This window comes from Sporosarcina sp. ACRSM (genome assembly GCF_022346545.1).
Taxonomy (GTDB): Bacteria; Bacillota; Bacilli; order Bacillales_A; family Planococcaceae; genus Sporosarcina.
On the sequence record NZ_JAKRNU010000019.1, the window covers coordinates 1 to 18,223 of the forward strand.

Consider the following 18,223-nt stretch of genomic DNA (forward strand, 5'->3'; position numbering starts at 1 on the left):
AGATCCCTCAAAGAAGATGAGGTTGATAGGTCTGGGGTGGAAGCGCGGCGACGTGTGGAGCTGACAGATACTAATCGATCGAGGACTTAACCTTGATTAAAAAGGGCATGGTTGTCCCTGAGTTTGTGAAAACCAATGTTGGTTTTATCCGGTTTTGAGCGAACAAGCTCAAAGAGTCTGGTGCCGATGGCGAAGAGGTCACACCCGTTCCCATCCCGAACACGGAAGTTAAGCTCTTCAGCGCCGATGGTAGTTGGGGTTTTCCCCCGCAAGAGTAGGACGTCGCCAGGCGTCAAGGTCATTGCCGATAGGTAATGGCTTTTTTTGTGCTTATAAATAGAAAAATGGAAGTTAAATTGCAGCTATTTTAAAAGGGGAAGCTTCTGCAGTAGTGCAAAGATCATTCTTATGCTTGAAGCGCTCATATACCTTCTGCCTTCGCTCAAAGTAACTCCCAAACGATCATACTTCTGTTCTATCCGCTCAAAGTTTCCCTAAGCGCTCAAAGCTACTTTCAAGTGATCAAACTCTCTCCACAGCGCTCAAAGCTCCTTCTAAGTGATCAATCCTCCATTCTAGCGCTCAAACCGGCTTCCTAGCGATCAAACTCTCACACCAGCGCTCAAAAAATCCCTCAAGCGTTCATCCAACAAAGGATGTCGAGGATCTTTAATTATTTAGTTTCCTCTCCTATCCAGTTATCCCATAGCTTCGTTCAGAATAGGGTATATTGATGTCAGGAGGTGAATGAATGACGATTGTTAAAAACGCGATGATTCGTTTTTTCACAGAACGTTTCTATGATCAGGCAGCGCAGACGGCTTATTATCTTCTGTTGTCCATGTTTCCATTTCTTATTTTCATCCTGTCCTTATTAAGTTTTTTCACGGTGAATGAAGAAATGCTTCTTACGTTTCTACGCCCTTTTGCGCCCGATCAAGCATTTCGAATTATTGAATATAATGTTCATGCGGTTCTCAATAAAGAGCAAGGGAAAGTGCTATATGTAAGCCTTATCGTGGCGTTTTGGATCTCCTCCATGGCCGTGCAGTCGTTAGCGCGTTCACTTGATTTGGCAAATGGTACTGTGCGGCGGTATGCTTTTTGGAAAGTGCTGATTCGTGATTTAGGCGTAACGCTTCTTTTTATGCTTGTCATTCCTCTCTCTTTGTTTCTTCCTATTATTGAAAATGCGTTGCGAACAGCACTTACCCATTATGATACGATTGAAGAGTGGCAAGGTTGGTTGATTATTTGGCCGAATGTCAAATGGGGGCTAGGGACGTTATTTCTGTTCCTCTTTTTCCTGTTATTTTTTAAAGTCGTGCCGACCGGGAGAATGAAATTCAAGGAAGTATTACCGGGAGCTCTCTTTTCAGCGATTGGGTGGCAGTTGTTTTCTTTTGTATTTGGAGACTATGTATCAAATGTGGATTATACGCGGTTATACGGACAATTGTCGGGGATTATTTTGTTGGTTACTTGGTTTTACTTCACGGCGGTGATCTTATTGCTTTCGGGGTTATTGAATGCGGAAGGACGGAAGTTGTCGAAACGAAGAAAGGGGGCCAGAATTAGATGAAAATACTTGTAGTGGACGATGATCCGAATATATTGCAGTTGGTCAATATCCAATTGTCGCAAGCGGGATATACGGTATTAAAAGCTGCGGATGGAATGGAGGCGCTTGCGATGGTGGAGGAGGACATTCCAGATTTGGCGGTGGTTGATGTCATGATGCCGATGATGGATGGCTATACGTTGACGAGAGAACTAAGGGCTTTAGCGGATATCCCGGTGTTGTTGCTGACGGCGAAAGGGGAATTGGAAGATAAGGAAAAGGGCTTCCTTGCAGGTGCTGATGATTATGTGGTGAAGCCGTTTGAACCGAAAGAGTTGCTGTTTCGCGTCAATGCCATTTTGCGCCGCTATGATAAGGCCGTCGATGTCTTTATCCAAGCGGGACCGATGACGATCAATCGTCAAAGTTATGAAGTGTCTGTCGGTAAGAAGGTGTTGCTCATTCCTTTAAAGGAATTTGAATTACTGTCTGTTCTTGCATCCCGACCAAATCATGTTTTCGCTCGGGAATTATTGTTGGAACGGGTATGGGGCTTCGACTACGAGGGAGATGAACAGACGTTGAGCGTTCATATTAAGCGTATTCGTGACAAGCTGGCTACATTGACGGAGAAAGTCACGATAGCGACTGTGCGCGGAGTTGGCTACAAGTTGGAGGTATCTCCGTGAGATCGCTATACGGAAAATTTGTCGTGATTACAGCTTTAATTATGTTTGTAAGTGGGCTTCTCGCATTTCTTACGGTCAATACCTATTATCATCAGCAACTGAAAGGGAAAAATGATGAAAAAAATATGAAGATCGCCATGAGTATTGCGTCTTTCATTGAGTCAACAAAGGAGTTGGATCTTGATCATTATTTGAAAACGCAAGCTGCGGTCGGATACAAGCTTTATGTAGTCGATGAAAAGCGGAATGCTACCCTTTACGGAGAACCTTTCCGGGTTGAAAATCTTACAAGTGAAACGGTGGATCAGGTTTTGAAGGGCGAGCGGTATCATGGGATGAGGGATTTTCCGAGCGAGACTTTTGTGACGGGATTTTTCTCAAATAAGTTAGCAAATACAGTCGGGGTCCCTTTCCAGCATGAAGGGACGAGTTACGCGCTTTTCTTACGGCCAGATATTAAGATGCTTTTCACGGAAGTACATAAACTTCTTGGGGGAATGGTCATCGTCATGGCAATTATCAGTTTGCTGTCGATGCTCATTGTGGCGAAGAAACTGATTGATCCGATTACTGCGTTGACTGTGGCAACAAAAAAAGTGGGAGAAGAACGCTTTTCCGGAACGCTCGATATCCATCGAAGTGATGAAATCGGGCAGCTGGCGAAAAGTTTTCAACGCATGACGGAAAAATTGAGTGAAAATGATCGGATACGTAAAGAATTCATCAGTGATGTTTCTCATGACTTTCAATCCCCTCTTTTAAATATAAAGGGGTATGCGGAATTGCTGATGGATGAAACATTGACGGAGGCATCGCGAAAAAACTATGCGCAAGTGATCCAGTCGGAAACCGAGCGCTTATCGTCATTGACGAAGCAGCTATTGCTCCTCACTTCACTTGATCAATTATCGTCTCCGCTTCAACTGAAGACATTCAGTGTGGATGAGCAATTAAAAGAAGTGGTCCGCAAATATAGATGGTTAGTAGAAGAGAAAGAATTGTCCTTATCGATGGAATTGGAGGAAGTCACATACACGGGAGATCCTGCTTTCCTTGAAAAGGTATGGGAGAATCTACTATTGAATGCATTGAAATATACGGAGGTTGGTGGCACGATTGACGTGCTGTTAACCGAGGAACCGGATCATTTAATAGTGGTTGTCCGTGATACCGGCATAGGGATGGACGAGAGTGCCTTGGGACGTATTTTTGACCGCTTTTATCGGGCGGATGATTCGAGGACGCAGAAATCCGGGGGCACGGGGCTTGGCTTGTCCATTGTACAGCAAGTCGTAAAACTGCATGCAGGGGCGATTGACGTCACGAGTAAAAAAGGAGAAGGGTCAACGTTTACAGTGAGATTGCCGAAACTGTCATGACTCGTTCATCTTCCGTTCATGTTCGTTCATTATGATAGAGCTATAAGATGAACAACAGAGGGAGAGTGCAATATGCAAGAAAAATGGAGTTTACGTCTCATTCGTATTTCAGCAATTTTTGGCTTGATCGGGACCGTCTTAGGATCACATATGGCAGGGGCCGGTTCGTATGCTTTCAGACCGATTCACGCGCATATTTTGCTAGTCGGCTGGTTATCGATGTTTGCTTGGGGCGTTTTTTACCGTCTCTATCAAGTGCGCGCTAAAAAGCTGATTGCATTCCATGGCTGGACGGCGATCATCGGGGCGATTGGCTTGACGACAGGGATGTGGCTACAATTCCTGCAACCGTTTGACGTCAATGCAACCTTTTCATTGATCTTCTATATCGTTGGCGGTACGATTTTACTTGTCAGTTTCGCTGTATTCGTGCTCATTACATTTTTAACAGAAAAAGCAGGCAAACGATAAATCAAAATCCACTTCTCGACTTTCGGAAGTGGATTTTTCTTATTCCATCACTTCAAATAATACAGCAAGCCCGACACCACCGGCACTGCCAATGGCCGCAAGTACGTAGCGCAAACCTTTTCTTCTTTGTACTTCATAAAAGAGCCGGGTGACAAGAATCGCACCGGATGCTCCGTAAGGGTGTCCTGTCGTCAAAGCGCCACCTGAGACGTTCAGTTTTTCGTACGGAATCGAAAGTTCTTGTGCGCATGCAACAATCTTAGAGGCGAATGCTTCATTTATCTCAAATAAATCAATGTCATCAATTGTTAACGCATGTCTATCCAATAATGTGCGGATCGCTGGAACGGGAGAGATGCCGGGATAATGAGGGAGGATGCCGCTCACTGCACTGTCGACAAAACGTAAAACAGGCTTCTGATTCAGTTCATGGGCCAAATTTTCGTCCATGACGACGACGGCTGCCGCTCCGTCGTTAATGCTACAACTGTTGGCGGCTGTAACGGTGCCGGACCCTTTGGCAAAGATAGGTTTCGCCCGCTTCAGCAAAACAGCCATATTGCGTTCTTTAAAAAAGCACTCATCTTCGGTACGATCTTCAAATGCAATAATTTCAGGCTCGTATAAACCTTCCCGATAGGCTGCCCAGCTGCGTGTATAGCTCAGCATCGCATAGTTATCCTGTATTTCTTTCGTCAGGTGATACTTTTGTGCAACATGTTCAGCAGCTACGCCCATATCAGGGTCACCTATACGATCAGGTGAAAATCTAGCTCTTTTCGGGAACGGGGAGGTACTGCTACTTTCCACTCCACCTGCGATATAACAAATTCCCGCTCCACCTTGGACAAAATGACAAGCTGTTCGGATGGCCTCCAGTCCAGCACTGCATTGTCTGTCAATCGTCATCCCGGTGACTGACAAAGGGAGAGCTGCCTCCAAAGCCGTTAGCCGGGCCATATTTCCACCAGGTCCGACAACATTCCCGAAAATGACTTCATCGATTTCCGTCTCAAGTCTATGGGCGAGATGTTGCACAAGGGGGGCGGCAAGAAGATGTGGTTCGACATCCCGGAACATGCCGTCTTTCCTTCCGACAGGCGTCCGTTTTGCTTGTACAATCACGGCCTTATTCAAGGACAAGCACCTCGGCTTCGATGAATTGTTGAACCTGACTCCGGGCAATTTTTCCGCTTGTCGTATAAGGGAGTTCATCGATGAAAAACCACTTACGCGGAATTTTGTAGGCCGATAACTTTTCCCTGCAAAGTCTTTTTAATTCTTTTTTAGGCGCACTGCCTTTTATTAGGGCGATGGGAATTTGTCCCCAGTACGAATCCTCCAAGCCAACGACTGCCACTTCTTTAACGGCTGGATGTTGCAATAGAACCGCTTCGATTTCTTCGGGAAATAAATTGACACCGCCCGATAAAATCATATTCTTTTCACGGCCAATGACATACAGAAAGCCGTTTTCATCTAGATAGCCCATATCATCTACCGTCACCCATCCCGCTTCGTCCTCAATCGACTGAATCGTTCTGGAACGCGGCTCCAAGTAACCGGAAAAAAGCATTGTACTTCTGACAAATATTTTTCCGATTTCTCCAGCGAGAGCCATCTTTCCATCTTCAAGCCTGATTTGAATTTCTACGTTATGAAAAGGTTGCCCGACCGAATTCGGTTTCTGTCTATTGCCTTCATCACTTAAAAACGATACGAAGCTCAATTCACTTGCCCCGTAAAATTCATACATCGTTAAATGTGGGAATCGCTCCCGTATTTGCTCTTTGGAACCTTCCTCCCATTTCGCTCCAGAAGAAATGATGGTCATTGGTTTCTGAATGAGGACATTTTCTTTTAAGATGGCCTCCACCATCGTCGGTACGACGAACATCGCTGTCACGGGGAGTGTGTCCATCCATTTCAATGCAAGTGTAGGCGTAAAGCTTTCCATCACATAGATTGTCCCACCGGCATATAAAGTACTAATCGCTCCGTAAAGGAAATGGGAGTGGATGAGTGCACCTGGAATAAGGACGCCGTCATTTTCATCCAGGTGAAAATCCCGCTGATTGCAAGCAAAGCTTTCCACCCAAGAACGATGGGAACGGACAAAGGCTTTTGGCAACCCGGTTGTCCCGGAAGTGAAACCGAGATAAAACGGTGTTTCCCCATCGACGGTTAATGCGCATGATGGCATACATGTGCTTATTTGCTTCAAAGCATCTTCCCATAGAATGATGTGTGCATCCGTGTTTTGGATGCGTTCCGCTAACTCTTTCGTGGTGATTAACACAGAAGGAGAAGAGACGGTGAGACGCTGTTCCAGTTCTGCTGGTTTCCATTTGGCGTCAAAAGTGGCGGCAGTTCGACCCGCCATCGCAATGCCCGAAAAAAGTTGCAGAAAAGCGATTCCATTAGGCATGAAAATCCCGACTGTCGCGCCGGTCTCCGCAATGGAATCGATCCAATTTGCTGTTTGGCAAACCATTCTAGACCATTCCCGATAATGGATCGTTTGGGATGGAGTGTGTATGGCGATTTTATCGGGATGCCCGATTGCATGATTTGTATAAGTTCCTGTAATGGTTGTCATGTAATGCCCCTCCTCTAGCTCGTCAGTAATCTCCGGTTGAAAACGGGGTAGGCTTGCAGTTTATAAACGACAAAAGAGGCAAGCGTTGCTTTGATGGCATCACCCGGCAAATAGACAAGGCTCATTTTCATCGCGAGTAGCAAATCGATATTCATCACGAAAGCTTGTACAGGGACACCGAATAGATAAATGAGAAAAATGCCGATTGTCAAATTGGTCAATAAAACCGGTCCAAGCCGTAGCTGTTTGAAACGGGATTGAATATAGCCGAGGCAAAATGCTGTGATCGGATACGACAGGATATACCCCGCGCTAGGTCCAACGAAAACACCCAAACCTCCACGTCCTCCTGATAAAAGCGGCAGTCCTGTAGCAACAAGCAGCAAGAAAACAATTTGGCTCATCGCACCTAAACGGGCCCCTAAAATTCCACCCGCCAAGAGCACACCAATCGTCTGCATAGTAATTGGTACCGGCGTGAAGGATAGGAAAAGCGGAGGAAGTAAACCTAATGCCCCCATAATGGCGGCAAATAAAGCAACTTGTGTCATTTCACGTATATGCATAAGCCATCCCCTCAATAGATTGATAACTTCATATCGAATAGTGTAAACTTTCAAACCCATTTGTGTCAACAATAAATGAATATTTGTTAACTTAAAGAAGACGACAAAAAAGGACAGTCGCTGTGGAAAGGGGGACTGTCCTTTAACGAATTTATAAAAAATCTAATTGTACTTTTCCATTTACCAGTGAAAGACGAGCATCAAATTTATTACCATTATTGGCGGTAAAGCCTTTGATCACATTTGTTTTTCCTTTCGTACAAAGAAGTTTCACTTGGGCCGAGGTAAGCTTTTTCTTTAAGAATATTCCCGGGAAGGTCATCTTGCATCCATTTTTATAGGCACTGCAACCGTAGAACCCTTTCCGTGCCACGATGGTACCTTGTTGACAGGCAGGGCAAGGAGCAATTTCCTTCGGGGCATAGTTTTTGGCTGATCGGGATGCTTTTGGTGGTAGCGTGATATCAATTTTTTGCGCTTCTAACTGTGGGGGCACTTCTTTCAACAATTTGTGGATGAATCTTGCAATGCTTTCAAGGAAGTGCGCCTGCGTCCCTTCACCATTGCCGATTTTCCGCAAATACGTTTCCCATTTGGCAGTCATCGATGGACTGGCGAGTAAATTTCCTTCGATGGCCTGACAGAGGATACGCCCTTTGTCCGTGATAGAAACGATGTTTTTCGTAACGGTGATATAGCCATGACGTTTGATCGTTTCGATAATGCCACTTCGGGTCGCTTCCGTTCCGAGCCCTTCCACTTCTTTCAAGATTTCCGTTTCTTCCTTATCCTCGATGAGCTTCCCGCATGTCTTCATCATCGCAATGAGTTGACCTTCCGTATAAGGTTTAGGCGGCATTGTTTTTCCTTCTTTGATTGCAATATTGCTTTCGACCGGCTCTTGCATCCTGAGCGGAGGCAGGGAAGGCTCGTCCTTATCGCTTTCTTTTTCCGAACGGGTGAACAACGCTTTCCATCCTTTATCCCGTTCTGTTTTGCCGATGGTGAAGAAGGGCAGTCCATTGACATCAGTCGTCACTTTCGTTTCCGTGTACAGATAGTCAGTATGGAACATTGCGAGCGTTGTGCGGACGACTTCCTCGTACAAGTTGCGTTCAACGTTTGATAGTCTGTTAAGTACCGCTTGGGACGGGATTTTCTTCGTCGGAATGATGGCATAGTGCTCCTGAACCTTTGAACTGTCGACGTAGCGCTTTTTTGGCGCAAGTGAGACGACAGGGAAAGAATGCCCGATGAGCTGTTGGTAATCATTCACTTGGGCAGCAAGATAGGAAAACTCATTCGGCGTAATGTGCCGGGCATCCGTTCGTGGATACGTCACAAGCTTCTTTTCATAGAGTCCTTGCATTGTTTTCAGCACATCTGCCGGACTCGTTTTCCAAAGCCGATTCGCGGTTGCTTGTAGCGTAGATAGCGAATGAAGCTGAGGGGGCGGCGTGCGCTTATCGGTCTTTTCGACGGATGTAATGATCCCAGGTGAATTGGGAAGTATATTATGTTTTGCAAGTAGTTCCCGGATAATCTCCCGTTTTGGTTCTTTCGCTTTCGCTTTTCCTTTATACGTCCCATGCTCGGCAGTAAAAGTCGCTTCAATTTCAAAAAACGGCTCGGAAACAAATGTCTCAATTTCCTTTTGGCGTTGATAAATGAGGTAAACCGTCGGTGACTGTACACGCCCGATCGGAAACACTTCCTGAATACCCCGTGCTTTTAAAAGCAATGAATAGAGACGCGAGCCATTCATCCCGACAAGCCAATCGCTGATCTGCCGTGCTTTCGCTTCATCATACATGAGCAGATCCTTGCGATTATCATGCAGGTTGGAAAAACCTTTTCGCACTTCATCGATTTCAAGCGAATTGATCCACAAGCGCTTAATCGTTTTTCCTCTCGCACCCGTTTGGTTGTAAATGCTGTAGAAAATATTCGATCCTTCACGATCCACGTCACAAGCATTAATGACAACATCCGCTGCGAGGATAAACTTCTTCACCGCCTGAAATTGCGCATACTTTCCTTTCGCAATTTGGAATTCGTATCGTTCCGGTAAAATTGGCAAACTGCCAAGCGTCCAGCGGTTCCAACGTGCGTCATACGCTTTTGGCTCTTTTAACTCGACAAGATGACCGATGCCCCATGTAATAATGGCACCATGGGGAAAGAGCTGACTTGGCGCCAGCTCAATATGCGTTTTCTGCCGACTTTTCACAGTAAATGCCTCGGCATAGGCTTTTGCTTGGGATGGTTTTTCGGCTAAGATGACCGGTTTCATAGGGACACCTCTTTTCCTTAATGATAGAAACGTTAGTTCTATTATTATCGCATAGATTTTGGGGGTTTCCAAATTCATAGGTTGGATCTTAATTGGCAAAAAATTTACGTAAAAGTTTAAGCAAACATAAAACTCATGTTTGTTTAGGTGACCGAAAATTATGTATTAGCTTGAACGAAACAATGGAATTTCATTGGAGATAAAATCAATTAAACACTGTATAATTTTGGGGAATCAACATACGTATACATTTACTTTACTATACGATCTGAAAATATATATTTAGATCGAATTCTTTCAAACTTTAGTCTTGTAAAAAGGGAGCAATTAAATCTATTCTATTCGTCCAAACGCCACCGGAATAATGAGGAGGCAGTCGCTTAATATCCTCAGGTGTATCAAAACCTTCTGACCATCCGCCATTACCTGCAACTATAATCACACGAGTACCTACCTTTTCCAATCTATTGATAAATTTATTTGGCCATCCCCACATCCATGGCGCATAATTCTCCGGAATGTGAATTTGTGTATGATGACAAGCCGATGGAACATAACCTGTCCACCCGACGGAAATATAAGGAATCATACAACTTTTCAAAGTAGCCATAGACATCACCCGGAGTTCTGGGAGCTTTTCTTTTAATGATTGAATCGGTTGGTCTCCACCGTAAACAGTTAGTTGCTTTAAATGTTCTTTTGGCAGTTCAGAAAGGAATTGCGCTAGTTGAACTCCTTCCTCCGGGTCATCACTTTTAATATGAATCAAAAATGATTCTTTCGGGAAATAGGACAAAACCTCTTCAAGGGAAGGCATCAGCCCCACTCCTTTACCACGAAAAGGATATGTTTGCCCATTATCGGCCGAATAACCATAACCGATATCCAATTGTTTTAGTTCTGCCATTGTATGATCCCTAGTAACGCCTTCGCCGTTTGTTCTACACTCAAGGGTCCAGTCATGAAAAACAGCAAATTGATTGTCTTTTGTAGGATGAATATCAAATTCAACAATGTCAGCTCCAGCTTCAAAGGCAGCTTGCATGGAAGGGATCGTATTTTCTAAAAAAGGATGTTCTGGTTCATAGATCCTCTCTGCTGTGCATGTATCACTAGCAATTTCCTCCATATGGAAAGTTTGTGACATTCCCCTGTGTGCTAGTAGCAAGGGAGCTTCATCTTTAGATTTAGTAAACAAGGAACTGTTATTTAGATACACGAAAGCCACCAAAACCAATAAAAGTATTATAAATCTTTTAATATAAATTTTAAATTTCTTCATATTTCCTCCAACCTATCAAATTCTGATAAATAAATATCAAAGACAGTACTACAAAAAGACTGCTTTACTAAAAAGTTATGATGAATTTCTGAAATCTTAACAGCAGTTACCGCTGTTGCGAGAAATATGCCAAATTGAAAAAGCATATTTACTGCCTCGTATGTCACCATATAAACACCCCTTTCCTCAAGGGAGTGTCAACCGCCCATCCGCTATACGTTGCCGCAACCTACAGTCTAGCATTTTATATGACAAAAATTGGCGGGATTAGCTACAAAAAATCGACATCAAGTCCTTAAATCTTTACATTAATCAAGTTGGCCCCTTAATGATTTTAATAAATTAAAATGTGGTTTGTTGAGTCCGTGCAGATTTTTAGATTGGATATAAAATCCTCATTGGAGTACATAGGCCTTAGTAAATCCTTCCGTTTAAAACGTATCCATAAGCAGTATCTTCTTTCATTATATTTGAGATTCATACACCAGATAGAGTAATCATACCTCCCACTATTGTTGAAAGGCACGGAACCTCGTTGGGCCATATCCATGCAATAAGAAAAGCAAAGGCAGGAGGTAAATAAAGAGAACTTGTTGCTTCTGATGCCATTGTTCGTGAGCTAATACATTCAAGAGTAAAATAAGGGTGAGCCTGCTCATCTTGAGTAAAGTTCCCGTATGAAATCGGCATTTATAGTGAAGAACTTGTTGATCGTGTCCTCTGTCGGAGCATGCCGAACGTAAAAAGGGATGTTTTTAGTTTGGATAAACGAGTCGATTTCTTGTACTGTGTCAATTCCACCCTCAAATGTGTTCGCCCACAAGTCTATCTGCTTTCCGTCACTGAAATGCAGGATGTACTTTCCATTAAATGATCTCCGGTTTGAATCCGATTCGATTGGAATGGAGTAATCAATTTCCACGTTCTTCACTCCGTCTGTCCAATCATATTCATCTTGCTTCAAATTCCAAAAAGTACTAAATATGATTTTCTCTTCAGCGATCACAAGAGCATTTGTGACTCCTAAGTAGAGGAAAGGCAGTGTGAGCAAAATAGGGATCCTTGCCAGTCGTTGCACTAAACCGACCCCTGATCGGAATACCTTGAAAGACTTCTCCCGAATCCCTTCCTTGATGCAAAAGTAAATTCCCCAAGTTGCAAGCCCATAAATGATGGCGCTGAGAAAAAAGGCCCAATAGGCGCTAAGCGGGGTGCCGAAATAGACAGCGTCCTTAGTGTAATTGATCTGCTTGTTGATGAAATAGAAAATGAAAAACCAGATGGCCGAAAAGAAACCGAACGTTAGGAAAAACAGCCACCACAGCTTTTTTTCAGACCTCTCTTTTTTCATGGGGACCCGCCTCCTTTCATGCTTATGAAACTTCGCATGAAGTATAGTTCATTCCAAAACTGGAATAATAGTAGATATACGTAAAGTGATCGATTAAGTTTCAATTCAGCGGCGGAGGTCCATCTGGGGGATTTGATAGGAGAGCTTTCCAAAAAAAATTTCTTTACCGAAAACGTTTTATAAAAAAAGACTCATACTTTGATAAAATTCTGGATAAATGGCTTGAAGGCGAACTTTCAGATATCGTGGAAGACTATATACCTTTATCAGGTATACAAAGTGCTGATAATGTCGCTGGAGATCTTGAGATATTCGTGTATGGATGGACAAAAAGCAGAGGAATATTACATTAAGGAAGCCTTAAAATATCATAAAGAGCAACAGAAGTCATCCAAACAATAGCTAGTTTCCTTACTGTTTAGCCATGCCGCAAACGGGTGCTATCCTTGAAAAGGATTTGCGCTTGTTCGTAAAAGAGACGTGATCATGAGATGCATAATATGTGTGTAAAGAATCTGTTTTTCTAAATTTGAGTCTTAGAAAATTACAAAATCCCGGACGTTTAATCTGATTATGTGCATATTTTCCTTTCGCAACTTGGAACTCATACCGCTCTGGTAAACTGCCAAGCGTCCAACGATTCCATCGCGCATCATACGCTTTCGGTTCTTTCAACTCGACGAGATGCCCGGTGCCCCATCTAATAATGGCATCGTGGGGAAAGAGCTGACTTGGCGCCAGTTCAATATGCGTTTTCTGTCGGCTTTTCACGGTAAATGCCTCGGCATAGGCTTTTGCTTGGGGAGGTTTTTCAGCTAAGATGACCGGTTTCATAGAACACCTCTTTTCATTAATGATAGAAACGTTGGTTCTATTGTTATCTCATAGATGGGGGGAGGTTTTCTATTTGGATTTGCTGGGGAAGGGGGTGCTACATGTGTATTTTTTGAATAATTGTGGTAAAAAGACCGGGTGCGTCAACACCTAGTCAATGTGCTTGACTAGCCCAAGGAATGTTTATTACACAGAGTAACCATCCCACCTACTTAGCCGATAGCAAGGGATAGTTACTTTTTTCTATTGGTGTAAAGTGCAATCATCGCAATAACGGCTGTTGCTGCAACCTATAGTTGAGCATTTTAAACGACAGATTCCTCAACGATATAATTAAAGCAAGTATGGCAGAGGAATTATGTTTTTTTATAATAACAATGTTTCTTCATTTCTTTTTATTCCTCTTCCAATTCTTTGGCATGCTTCACTCTTAAACGATAAACATAATACAGCGGGATGAAACTGCAGATAAATAAAACAGCTCCTAAGAATAGCCCGTTTAACGAGCTGAAGTTCGGTGTAATGGAAACAAGATAACCGACAGCCACTACAGCGATTATTAATACAATCAAGCCTGCTAAAAACGATCTCATGGGATTTTTAATTTTTCTTTCATGCTCTACACTCACACTCATAGATAAATAGAAGTATACAACTGTTGTTAAGATCAACACTAGCCAAAGTGGATTCTCACGCATTTTTTCAAGTCCACCTTGAAAAAAGTTATAACCGAGAATGCATAAGATTCCAATGGTTTGAACGACATAAGCAATTCTAGTGTTTTGTAAGTTCCTTAAAATAAGTCTTTCATCTGTAATTTTTTTCATTCAAAATCCTCCTTTTCGATCCAAAATATTTCATCCAATTTTGCATTCACGGCATAGCAAATTTGCAAGCAAAGTTTTAATGACGGATTGTATTTACCTTTTTCAATAAGACTCACGGTTTGTCTAGTAATACCGACAATGTCAGCGAGCTGTTGTTGTGTTAAATCTACTTTCACACGGGCAAGCTTAACTTGATTTTTCATACGAGCCTCCTCTCTAATAGTAATGTAACATATATATTGCCTTATGTAAATTATAAGTTGCAAAATTGGTGAATAATCATAAGAATACCATGATTGATTGGTGAGAATATTACTGACTATAAATGAAAAGGATAGAAGAGCAGGGATGATATCTGCTCACTCTATCCTTTTTCATTTATTGGTCTTTTTGAATCAAAAAAAGAGATAGCGTAATCGCCACCTTTTTTCTTGATTCACAATCGTTCCTGTTATCGGTCATTACATTTCTATTGAATTTAAATATTCATAAGTTTTCTTTGGCACTTTGAAGTTAAATGAAATTTTTTTCAGGCTAAATTTGATATAAGGAACATTTTCGTACGTTGTCATAGTAGCAACTTCATTTAAATTATCCTTTTGCTTTTTGAGCAAGTTCAGTTTAGCAGCACTTTTATGGTAAAACTTAAATGTTTTTCCTTCAATCGCTTCCGTAGGTAGATCAACTGATTCCCAATCATCCATTTTTAACGCATCAACAAAGTTTTCAATATCCTTGTTATCTGAAATTATTGTAATAACACTGGAATCATCCGATGAGATGATTTCAATTTTTTGTGTTTCTTCAAGATCACCTACATTTTCTGTACGACACCCCACAAGTAAAGTTGAGATGATTCCTGCAACTAAAAACAGCATCAGACTTTTTTTCATCTGCCCCCACCGTCTCCCTTTTCATATTGTGTACATTTCTTCCCTTTATCTATTTCCATTGTACAATGCGAATAAATTCTCTTTAATGGACCTATGACATATTTTAGGCTGAGGCTAGAGGCGTATGACACTTAACGTTTTTTCTGACTCTAAGAATGTGTTTCTCCGCTTCAGAAATTATAAAACAATTGACAAGTCCAAAAAATCAATGTATTATTGCAATCAATATTAAATGCAGACTAAGAATGGAATTAGTAAAAATGGATGTGTCCTTATAGAGAGTCGGTGGTTGGTGAAAATCGGCAGGCGCACATTTTGAACTCATCCAGGAGTCACTCTCTGAAATTTTCAAAGTAGGGGATGTCGGTTTCCTCCGTTATCGGGATAGGCAGTGATGGCTGCCGATAAGTGGATCTGTCTTTAGCGACAGGTCAATTAGAGTGGTACCGCGAGTTGAACCTCGTCTCTATATTTCGATATAGAGGCGGGGTTTTTTGTTTTTTAAAATGAATGTAGAAGGAGTGCAGGGAAATGAGCAGAAAAATTTGGGTGTTTGATACAACGTTACGAGATGGCGAGCAGGTACCAGGTGCGAAATTAAATCTTTATGAAAAAGTGGAGATTGCGCAGCAGCTGAAAAAATTAGGCGTCGATATTATTGAAGCTGGATTCCCGGCTTCTTCTCAAGGCGATTTCGACGCGGTTCAGGCGGTTGCTCAAAAAGTAGGGAAGACAAGCGATATTATGATTACTGCACTCGCGCGTGCTGTGCAGGCAGATATCGATTCCGTTTATCACGCAGTGAAAGACGCGGAAAACCCAATGATCCATATGGTGCTCGGCACTTCGGACATTCACGTGGAGAAAAAGTTTAGTAAATCCAAAGACCAAATCCTGCAAATTGGCGTAGATGCCGTGAAATATGCAAAAACTTTACTTCCCCAAGTGCAATATTCAACGGAAGATGCTTCTCGTTCGGAGTTCGAATACTTATGGAAAACGATTGAGGCAGTCATGAAGGCAGGAGCGACCATGATTAACGTACCGGACACGGTAGGCTATGCGGAACCTGAAGAATTCGGTGCGATGATCTATAAATTAAATGATCGGATGAAAAACTTAAATCCAGATGTGCTATTAAGTGTTCATTGCCATAATGATTTAGGTATGGCAACGGCTAACACATTGGCAGCTATCAAAAATGGTGCCGATAAAGTGGAGTGTACAATCAACGGCATCGGGGAGCGTGCGGGCAACGCAGCATTGGAAGAAGTGGTCATGGCGTTAAACACTCGGCGTACTATTTATAATGCTGAGACACGCATTATTACAAAGGAGATCATGAACACTTCTCGCCTCGTATCCAGCTTTATGGGACTTGACGTACAGGTGAATAAAGCCATTACGGGAGATAATGCGTTTGCCCATTCGTCCGGTATTCACCAAGATGGCTTACTGAAATCAAGGGATGCTTATGAAATTGTCCATCCTGAAGACGTAGGACTTGATGATATGGAGCTTATCCTGACAGCACGTTCTGGTCGCCATGCCGTAAAAAATGCACTTGAAAAACTAGGGTTCACTCAACTGGGTACAGAGGAGTTTGAAGGGATTTTTGAAGGATTCCTGGCATTGGCCGATGCGAAAAAAGAAGTATATGACCACGATCTATATGTCATCGTTGAAAGTTATTATGAAAAGCATGATAAAACGAATGTGACAAATTACAGCGACCATTTCTTTGAAGTTGAAGATCTGCAGGTCATCAGCAACTCGAGCTTCCCTAGCGCAAGTGTCAAAATCCGTAAGGGAGGCGAGGTCTTCAAGTCAAGCGCTGTCGGTTCAGGACCGATTGATGCCCTGTATTCCGCGATTGCAGAAATTACAACGATCAAAGTCAAATTGGTGGAATACGATATTAGCAGCGTATCAAGAGGGAAGGACGCACTGGGTAAAGTGAAAATCATCGTCGAGCATGATGGTGAAAAATATATCGCGAAAGCAGCAGATACGGATATCTTAAAAGCCAGCGCCTTCGCCTATATGAATGCCATCAATAGCATCGTGTCAGCAGGGTTAAGAAAAGTACCGGTGGAAGAGATGGCGATAACTAGGTAACACAAGTAAGAGGGGACTGTGACCATGCCACAGTCCTGATTTTTTCTTGCTCTTATTCTTACTTATTTACCGGTTTATATAAATCCTTTAATCGTATCTCTTCCGTACTATTTTTATATCGAATGTGTATTTTGTCTTCGTCTGTTAGTTTCTTTTCTTCACCGCCATACAGTAATAATGTGTTTTCATCTAAAAATGTAAATGTGACATGACTTCCATCTTTAAAAAGCCTGGCTGGTTCTGAAAAATCATTCCACTTTTCATAAATAATGATCTCATCGATATAATTCTGATTCCATTGTTCCATCGCTAAAAGATAACGGTTGTTATTTTTCGTTTGAAAGGACAGCGTAACCGTTGTACCTTGCTGTTGGATGGTTGTTTGTACATCTTTTTCATCTGCTATCCACATGGAGGTGAAGAGGAAGAAACAACCAATGAAAATGGATAGTAGAAATCCTATAGTGATGAAAATCTTTTTCCTGTTCTTTGCTCGTACCTTTTTTAAAAAATCGATATTTCTTTTTTCGTTTTTTTGTTCATGCAGGCTATCTAACAACAAGTCTTCTTGCATGTCATGTAAATATTTTCGACAGCTCTCACATTGTTCTAGATGTTTTTCTATTTGTCTATTTGTTTCTTCGCTTGTTAAATTTTCTATATAACTCGGGACCAAATCTCTAAAAACGCTATGATTCATAGTTTTCCCCACCTTTTCTGATTTCTTGTTTTGCACGATAAAATGTGACTCTTGCCCAGTTTTCTGTCCCACCCAAAATTGTGCTAATCTCTTTAAAAGATAAATCTCCCAATAATCGTAGATAAAGTATTTCACGTTTTATCTCACTCAGTTGCTGCGCTTTTTTATAAAAATCCATTTTGTCTTCATTTCTAAAATAATTATCCTCTAAACTATAAAATAAAGGGGTTTCATCATTTAGCGATTTCACCAATTGGCGCTTGTTTTTTTGACGATTTATTTCTTGTAACCAAACGTTTTTCGCAATTGAACATAACCAGGTTGAAAGTTTTGCATTTCCGTTCTTATGAAAGTTGTCAATGGACTTAATGGCTTGATAAAACGTCTCTTGCGTCAATTCTTCAGCAGACTGGCTATTCTTTGTTAAGGTTAATAAGTACCTGAAAACAAAGTCACCGTAGTCCTGATATATATTGTCCTTATTCACAATTTACCTCCCCTCTAACGAAAATCCTGTTGTGAAAAGCTAGTCATCTATATATCCAGAAATGTGTGGATTCGTTACAAACATTTTTCAATTATTTTTGTGGCTCTATCTTTTACCTGAATGACGCGGTGAACATCGCATGTGAGCATATAAAAAAGACCGAGTGCGTTAAC

General features: G+C 42.1%; 17 protein-coding genes, 2 rRNA genes and 1 other annotated feature. Of the genes, 7 read left to right on the forward strand and 12 right to left on the reverse strand.

Features of this window, described 5'->3' with window-relative positions; genetic code table 11:
- The 6 genes from MHZ95_RS20110 to MHZ95_RS20135 all read left to right on the forward strand — a co-directional run.
- Positions 1–94, forward strand: a 23S ribosomal RNA gene (locus MHZ95_RS20110); the annotation flags it as partial.
- 82 nt (positions 95–176) lie between these two features.
- Positions 177–291 (forward strand): 5S ribosomal RNA (gene rrf, locus MHZ95_RS20115).
- A 460-nt stretch (positions 292–751) separates the two neighbouring features.
- On the forward strand, positions 752–1,582 hold the full coding sequence (locus MHZ95_RS20120) for a YihY/virulence factor BrkB family protein (RefSeq protein WP_239392577.1): 831 nt from the start codon (positions 752–754) through the stop codon (positions 1,580–1,582).
- Entirely contained in the window at positions 1,579–2,250 is a 672-nt protein-coding gene (locus MHZ95_RS20125; protein WP_239392578.1) for a response regulator transcription factor, read from the forward strand. The genes MHZ95_RS20120 and MHZ95_RS20125 overlap by 4 nt, the downstream gene beginning before the upstream one ends.
- Complete coding sequence (locus MHZ95_RS20130) at positions 2,247–3,629, forward strand: sensor histidine kinase (RefSeq protein WP_239392579.1); 1,383 nt, start codon at positions 2,247–2,249, stop codon at positions 3,627–3,629. The genes MHZ95_RS20125 and MHZ95_RS20130 overlap by 4 nt, the downstream gene beginning before the upstream one ends.
- 72 nt (positions 3,630–3,701) lie before the next feature.
- Complete coding sequence (locus tag MHZ95_RS20135; protein WP_239392580.1) at positions 3,702–4,100, forward strand: hypothetical protein; 399 nt, start codon at positions 3,702–3,704, stop codon at positions 4,098–4,100.
- Positions 4,101–4,139: 39 nt separating this feature from the next.
- Here the strand turns inward: MHZ95_RS20135 and MHZ95_RS20140 are convergent, their stop codons facing one another.
- The 10 genes from MHZ95_RS20140 to MHZ95_RS20190 all read right to left on the reverse strand — a co-directional run bounded on the left by MHZ95_RS20140 (position 4,140) and on the right by MHZ95_RS20190 (position 14,745).
- Complete coding sequence (locus MHZ95_RS20140) at positions 4,140–5,237, reverse strand: acetyl-CoA C-acyltransferase (protein WP_239392581.1); 1,098 nt, start codon at positions 5,235–5,237, stop codon at positions 4,140–4,142.
- On the reverse strand, positions 5,230–6,699 hold the full coding sequence (locus MHZ95_RS20145; RefSeq protein ID WP_239392582.1) for an AMP-binding protein: 1,470 nt from the start codon (positions 6,697–6,699) through the stop codon (positions 5,230–5,232). The genes MHZ95_RS20140 and MHZ95_RS20145 overlap by 8 nt, the downstream gene beginning before the upstream one ends.
- A 14-nt stretch (positions 6,700–6,713) precedes the next feature.
- On the reverse strand, positions 6,714–7,265 hold the full coding sequence (locus tag MHZ95_RS20150; RefSeq protein WP_239392583.1) for a biotin transporter BioY: 552 nt from the start codon (positions 7,263–7,265) through the stop codon (positions 6,714–6,716).
- 151 nt (positions 7,266–7,416) lie between these two features.
- On the reverse strand, positions 7,417–9,558 hold the full coding sequence (locus tag MHZ95_RS20155; protein WP_239392584.1) for a type IA DNA topoisomerase: 2,142 nt from the start codon (positions 9,556–9,558) through the stop codon (positions 7,417–7,419).
- 304 nt (positions 9,559–9,862) lie between these two features.
- Positions 9,863–10,840 (reverse strand): glycerophosphodiester phosphodiesterase family protein, encoded by a 978-nt coding sequence (locus MHZ95_RS20160; protein ID WP_239392585.1) that lies wholly within the window; start codon positions 10,838–10,840, stop codon positions 9,863–9,865.
- A gap of 655 nt (positions 10,841–11,495) precedes the next feature.
- Positions 11,496–12,191 (reverse strand): hypothetical protein, encoded by a 696-nt coding sequence (locus tag MHZ95_RS20170; protein ID WP_239392586.1) that lies wholly within the window; start codon positions 12,189–12,191, stop codon positions 11,496–11,498.
- Between the two features lie 411 nt (positions 12,192–12,602).
- Positions 12,603–13,025, reverse strand: coding sequence for a hypothetical protein (locus tag MHZ95_RS20175; protein ID WP_239392587.1), 423 nt, complete (start codon positions 13,023–13,025; stop codon positions 12,603–12,605).
- Between the two features lie 395 nt (positions 13,026–13,420).
- Complete coding sequence (locus MHZ95_RS20180) at positions 13,421–13,852, reverse strand: hypothetical protein (protein WP_239392588.1); 432 nt, start codon at positions 13,850–13,852, stop codon at positions 13,421–13,423.
- Complete coding sequence (locus MHZ95_RS20185) at positions 13,849–14,055, reverse strand: helix-turn-helix transcriptional regulator (protein WP_239392589.1); 207 nt, start codon at positions 14,053–14,055, stop codon at positions 13,849–13,851. The genes MHZ95_RS20180 and MHZ95_RS20185 overlap by 4 nt, the downstream gene beginning before the upstream one ends.
- Before the next feature lie 258 nt (positions 14,056–14,313).
- Positions 14,314–14,745: a hypothetical protein gene (locus MHZ95_RS20190; RefSeq protein WP_239392590.1), complete on the reverse strand. Its 432-nt coding sequence runs from the start codon at positions 14,743–14,745 to the stop codon at positions 14,314–14,316.
- Positions 14,746–14,977: 232 nt separating this feature from the next.
- Positions 14,978–15,216, forward strand: a binding site (T-box leader).
- Between the two features lie 60 nt (positions 15,217–15,276).
- On the opposite strand from MHZ95_RS20190, the gene MHZ95_RS20195 reads away from it, so the two are divergent.
- Positions 15,277–16,863 carry a 2-isopropylmalate synthase gene (locus MHZ95_RS20195; RefSeq protein WP_239392591.1) on the forward strand — a complete coding sequence of 529 codons (1,587 nt, stop codon included), beginning with the start codon at positions 15,277–15,279 and terminating at the stop codon, positions 16,861–16,863.
- 58 nt (positions 16,864–16,921) lie between these two features.
- Here the strand turns inward: MHZ95_RS20195 and MHZ95_RS20200 are convergent, their stop codons facing one another.
- Together MHZ95_RS20200 and MHZ95_RS20205 are read right to left on the reverse strand one after the other, a co-directional pair.
- On the reverse strand, positions 16,922–17,563 hold the full coding sequence (locus tag MHZ95_RS20200) for a zf-HC2 domain-containing protein (protein ID WP_239392592.1): 642 nt from the start codon (positions 17,561–17,563) through the stop codon (positions 16,922–16,924).
- Positions 17,553–18,050 (reverse strand): RNA polymerase sigma factor, encoded by a 498-nt coding sequence (locus MHZ95_RS20205; RefSeq protein WP_239392593.1) that lies wholly within the window; start codon positions 18,048–18,050, stop codon positions 17,553–17,555. Before MHZ95_RS20205 ends, MHZ95_RS20200 begins: the two co-directional genes overlap by 11 nt.
- Between the last annotated feature and the right edge of the window lie 173 nt (positions 18,051–18,223).

Excerpts from the sequence above, each read along its gene's own strand:
- MHZ95_RS20180 (WP_239392588.1), bottom strand. The coding sequence starts at position 13,852 with ATGAAAAAAATTACAGATGAAAGACTTATTTTAAGGAACTTACAAAAC.
- MHZ95_RS20195 (WP_239392591.1), top strand. The coding sequence starts at position 15,277 with ATGAGCAGAAAAATTTGGGTGTTTGATACAACGTTACGAGATGGCGAG.
- MHZ95_RS20185 (WP_239392589.1), bottom strand. The coding sequence starts at position 14,055 with ATGAAAAATCAAGTTAAGCTTGCCCGTGTGAAAGTAGATTTAACACAA.
- MHZ95_RS20170 (WP_239392586.1), bottom strand. The coding sequence starts at position 12,191 with ATGAAAAAAGAGAGGTCTGAAAAAAAGCTGTGGTGGCTGTTTTTCCTA.
- MHZ95_RS20155 (WP_239392584.1), bottom strand. The coding sequence starts at position 9,558 with ATGAAACCGGTCATCTTAGCCGAAAAACCATCCCAAGCAAAAGCCTAT.
- MHZ95_RS20145 (WP_239392582.1), bottom strand. The coding sequence starts at position 6,699 with ATGACAACCATTACAGGAACTTATACAAATCATGCAATCGGGCATCCC.
- MHZ95_RS20125 (WP_239392578.1), top strand. The coding sequence starts at position 1,579 with ATGAAAATACTTGTAGTGGACGATGATCCGAATATATTGCAGTTGGTC.
- MHZ95_RS20160 (WP_239392585.1), bottom strand. The coding sequence starts at position 10,840 with ATGAAGAAATTTAAAATTTATATTAAAAGATTTATAATACTTTTATTG.
- MHZ95_RS20200 (WP_239392592.1), bottom strand. The coding sequence starts at position 17,563 with ATGAATCATAGCGTTTTTAGAGATTTGGTCCCGAGTTATATAGAAAAT.
- MHZ95_RS20175 (WP_239392587.1), bottom strand. The coding sequence starts at position 13,025 with ATGAAACCGGTCATCTTAGCTGAAAAACCTCCCCAAGCAAAAGCCTAT.
- MHZ95_RS20150 (WP_239392583.1), bottom strand. The coding sequence starts at position 7,265 with ATGCATATACGTGAAATGACACAAGTTGCTTTATTTGCCGCCATTATG.
- MHZ95_RS20120 (WP_239392577.1), top strand. The coding sequence starts at position 752 with ATGACGATTGTTAAAAACGCGATGATTCGTTTTTTCACAGAACGTTTC.
- MHZ95_RS20190 (WP_239392590.1), bottom strand. The coding sequence starts at position 14,745 with ATGAAAAAAAGTCTGATGCTGTTTTTAGTTGCAGGAATCATCTCAACT.
- MHZ95_RS20135 (WP_239392580.1), top strand. The coding sequence starts at position 3,702 with ATGCAAGAAAAATGGAGTTTACGTCTCATTCGTATTTCAGCAATTTTT.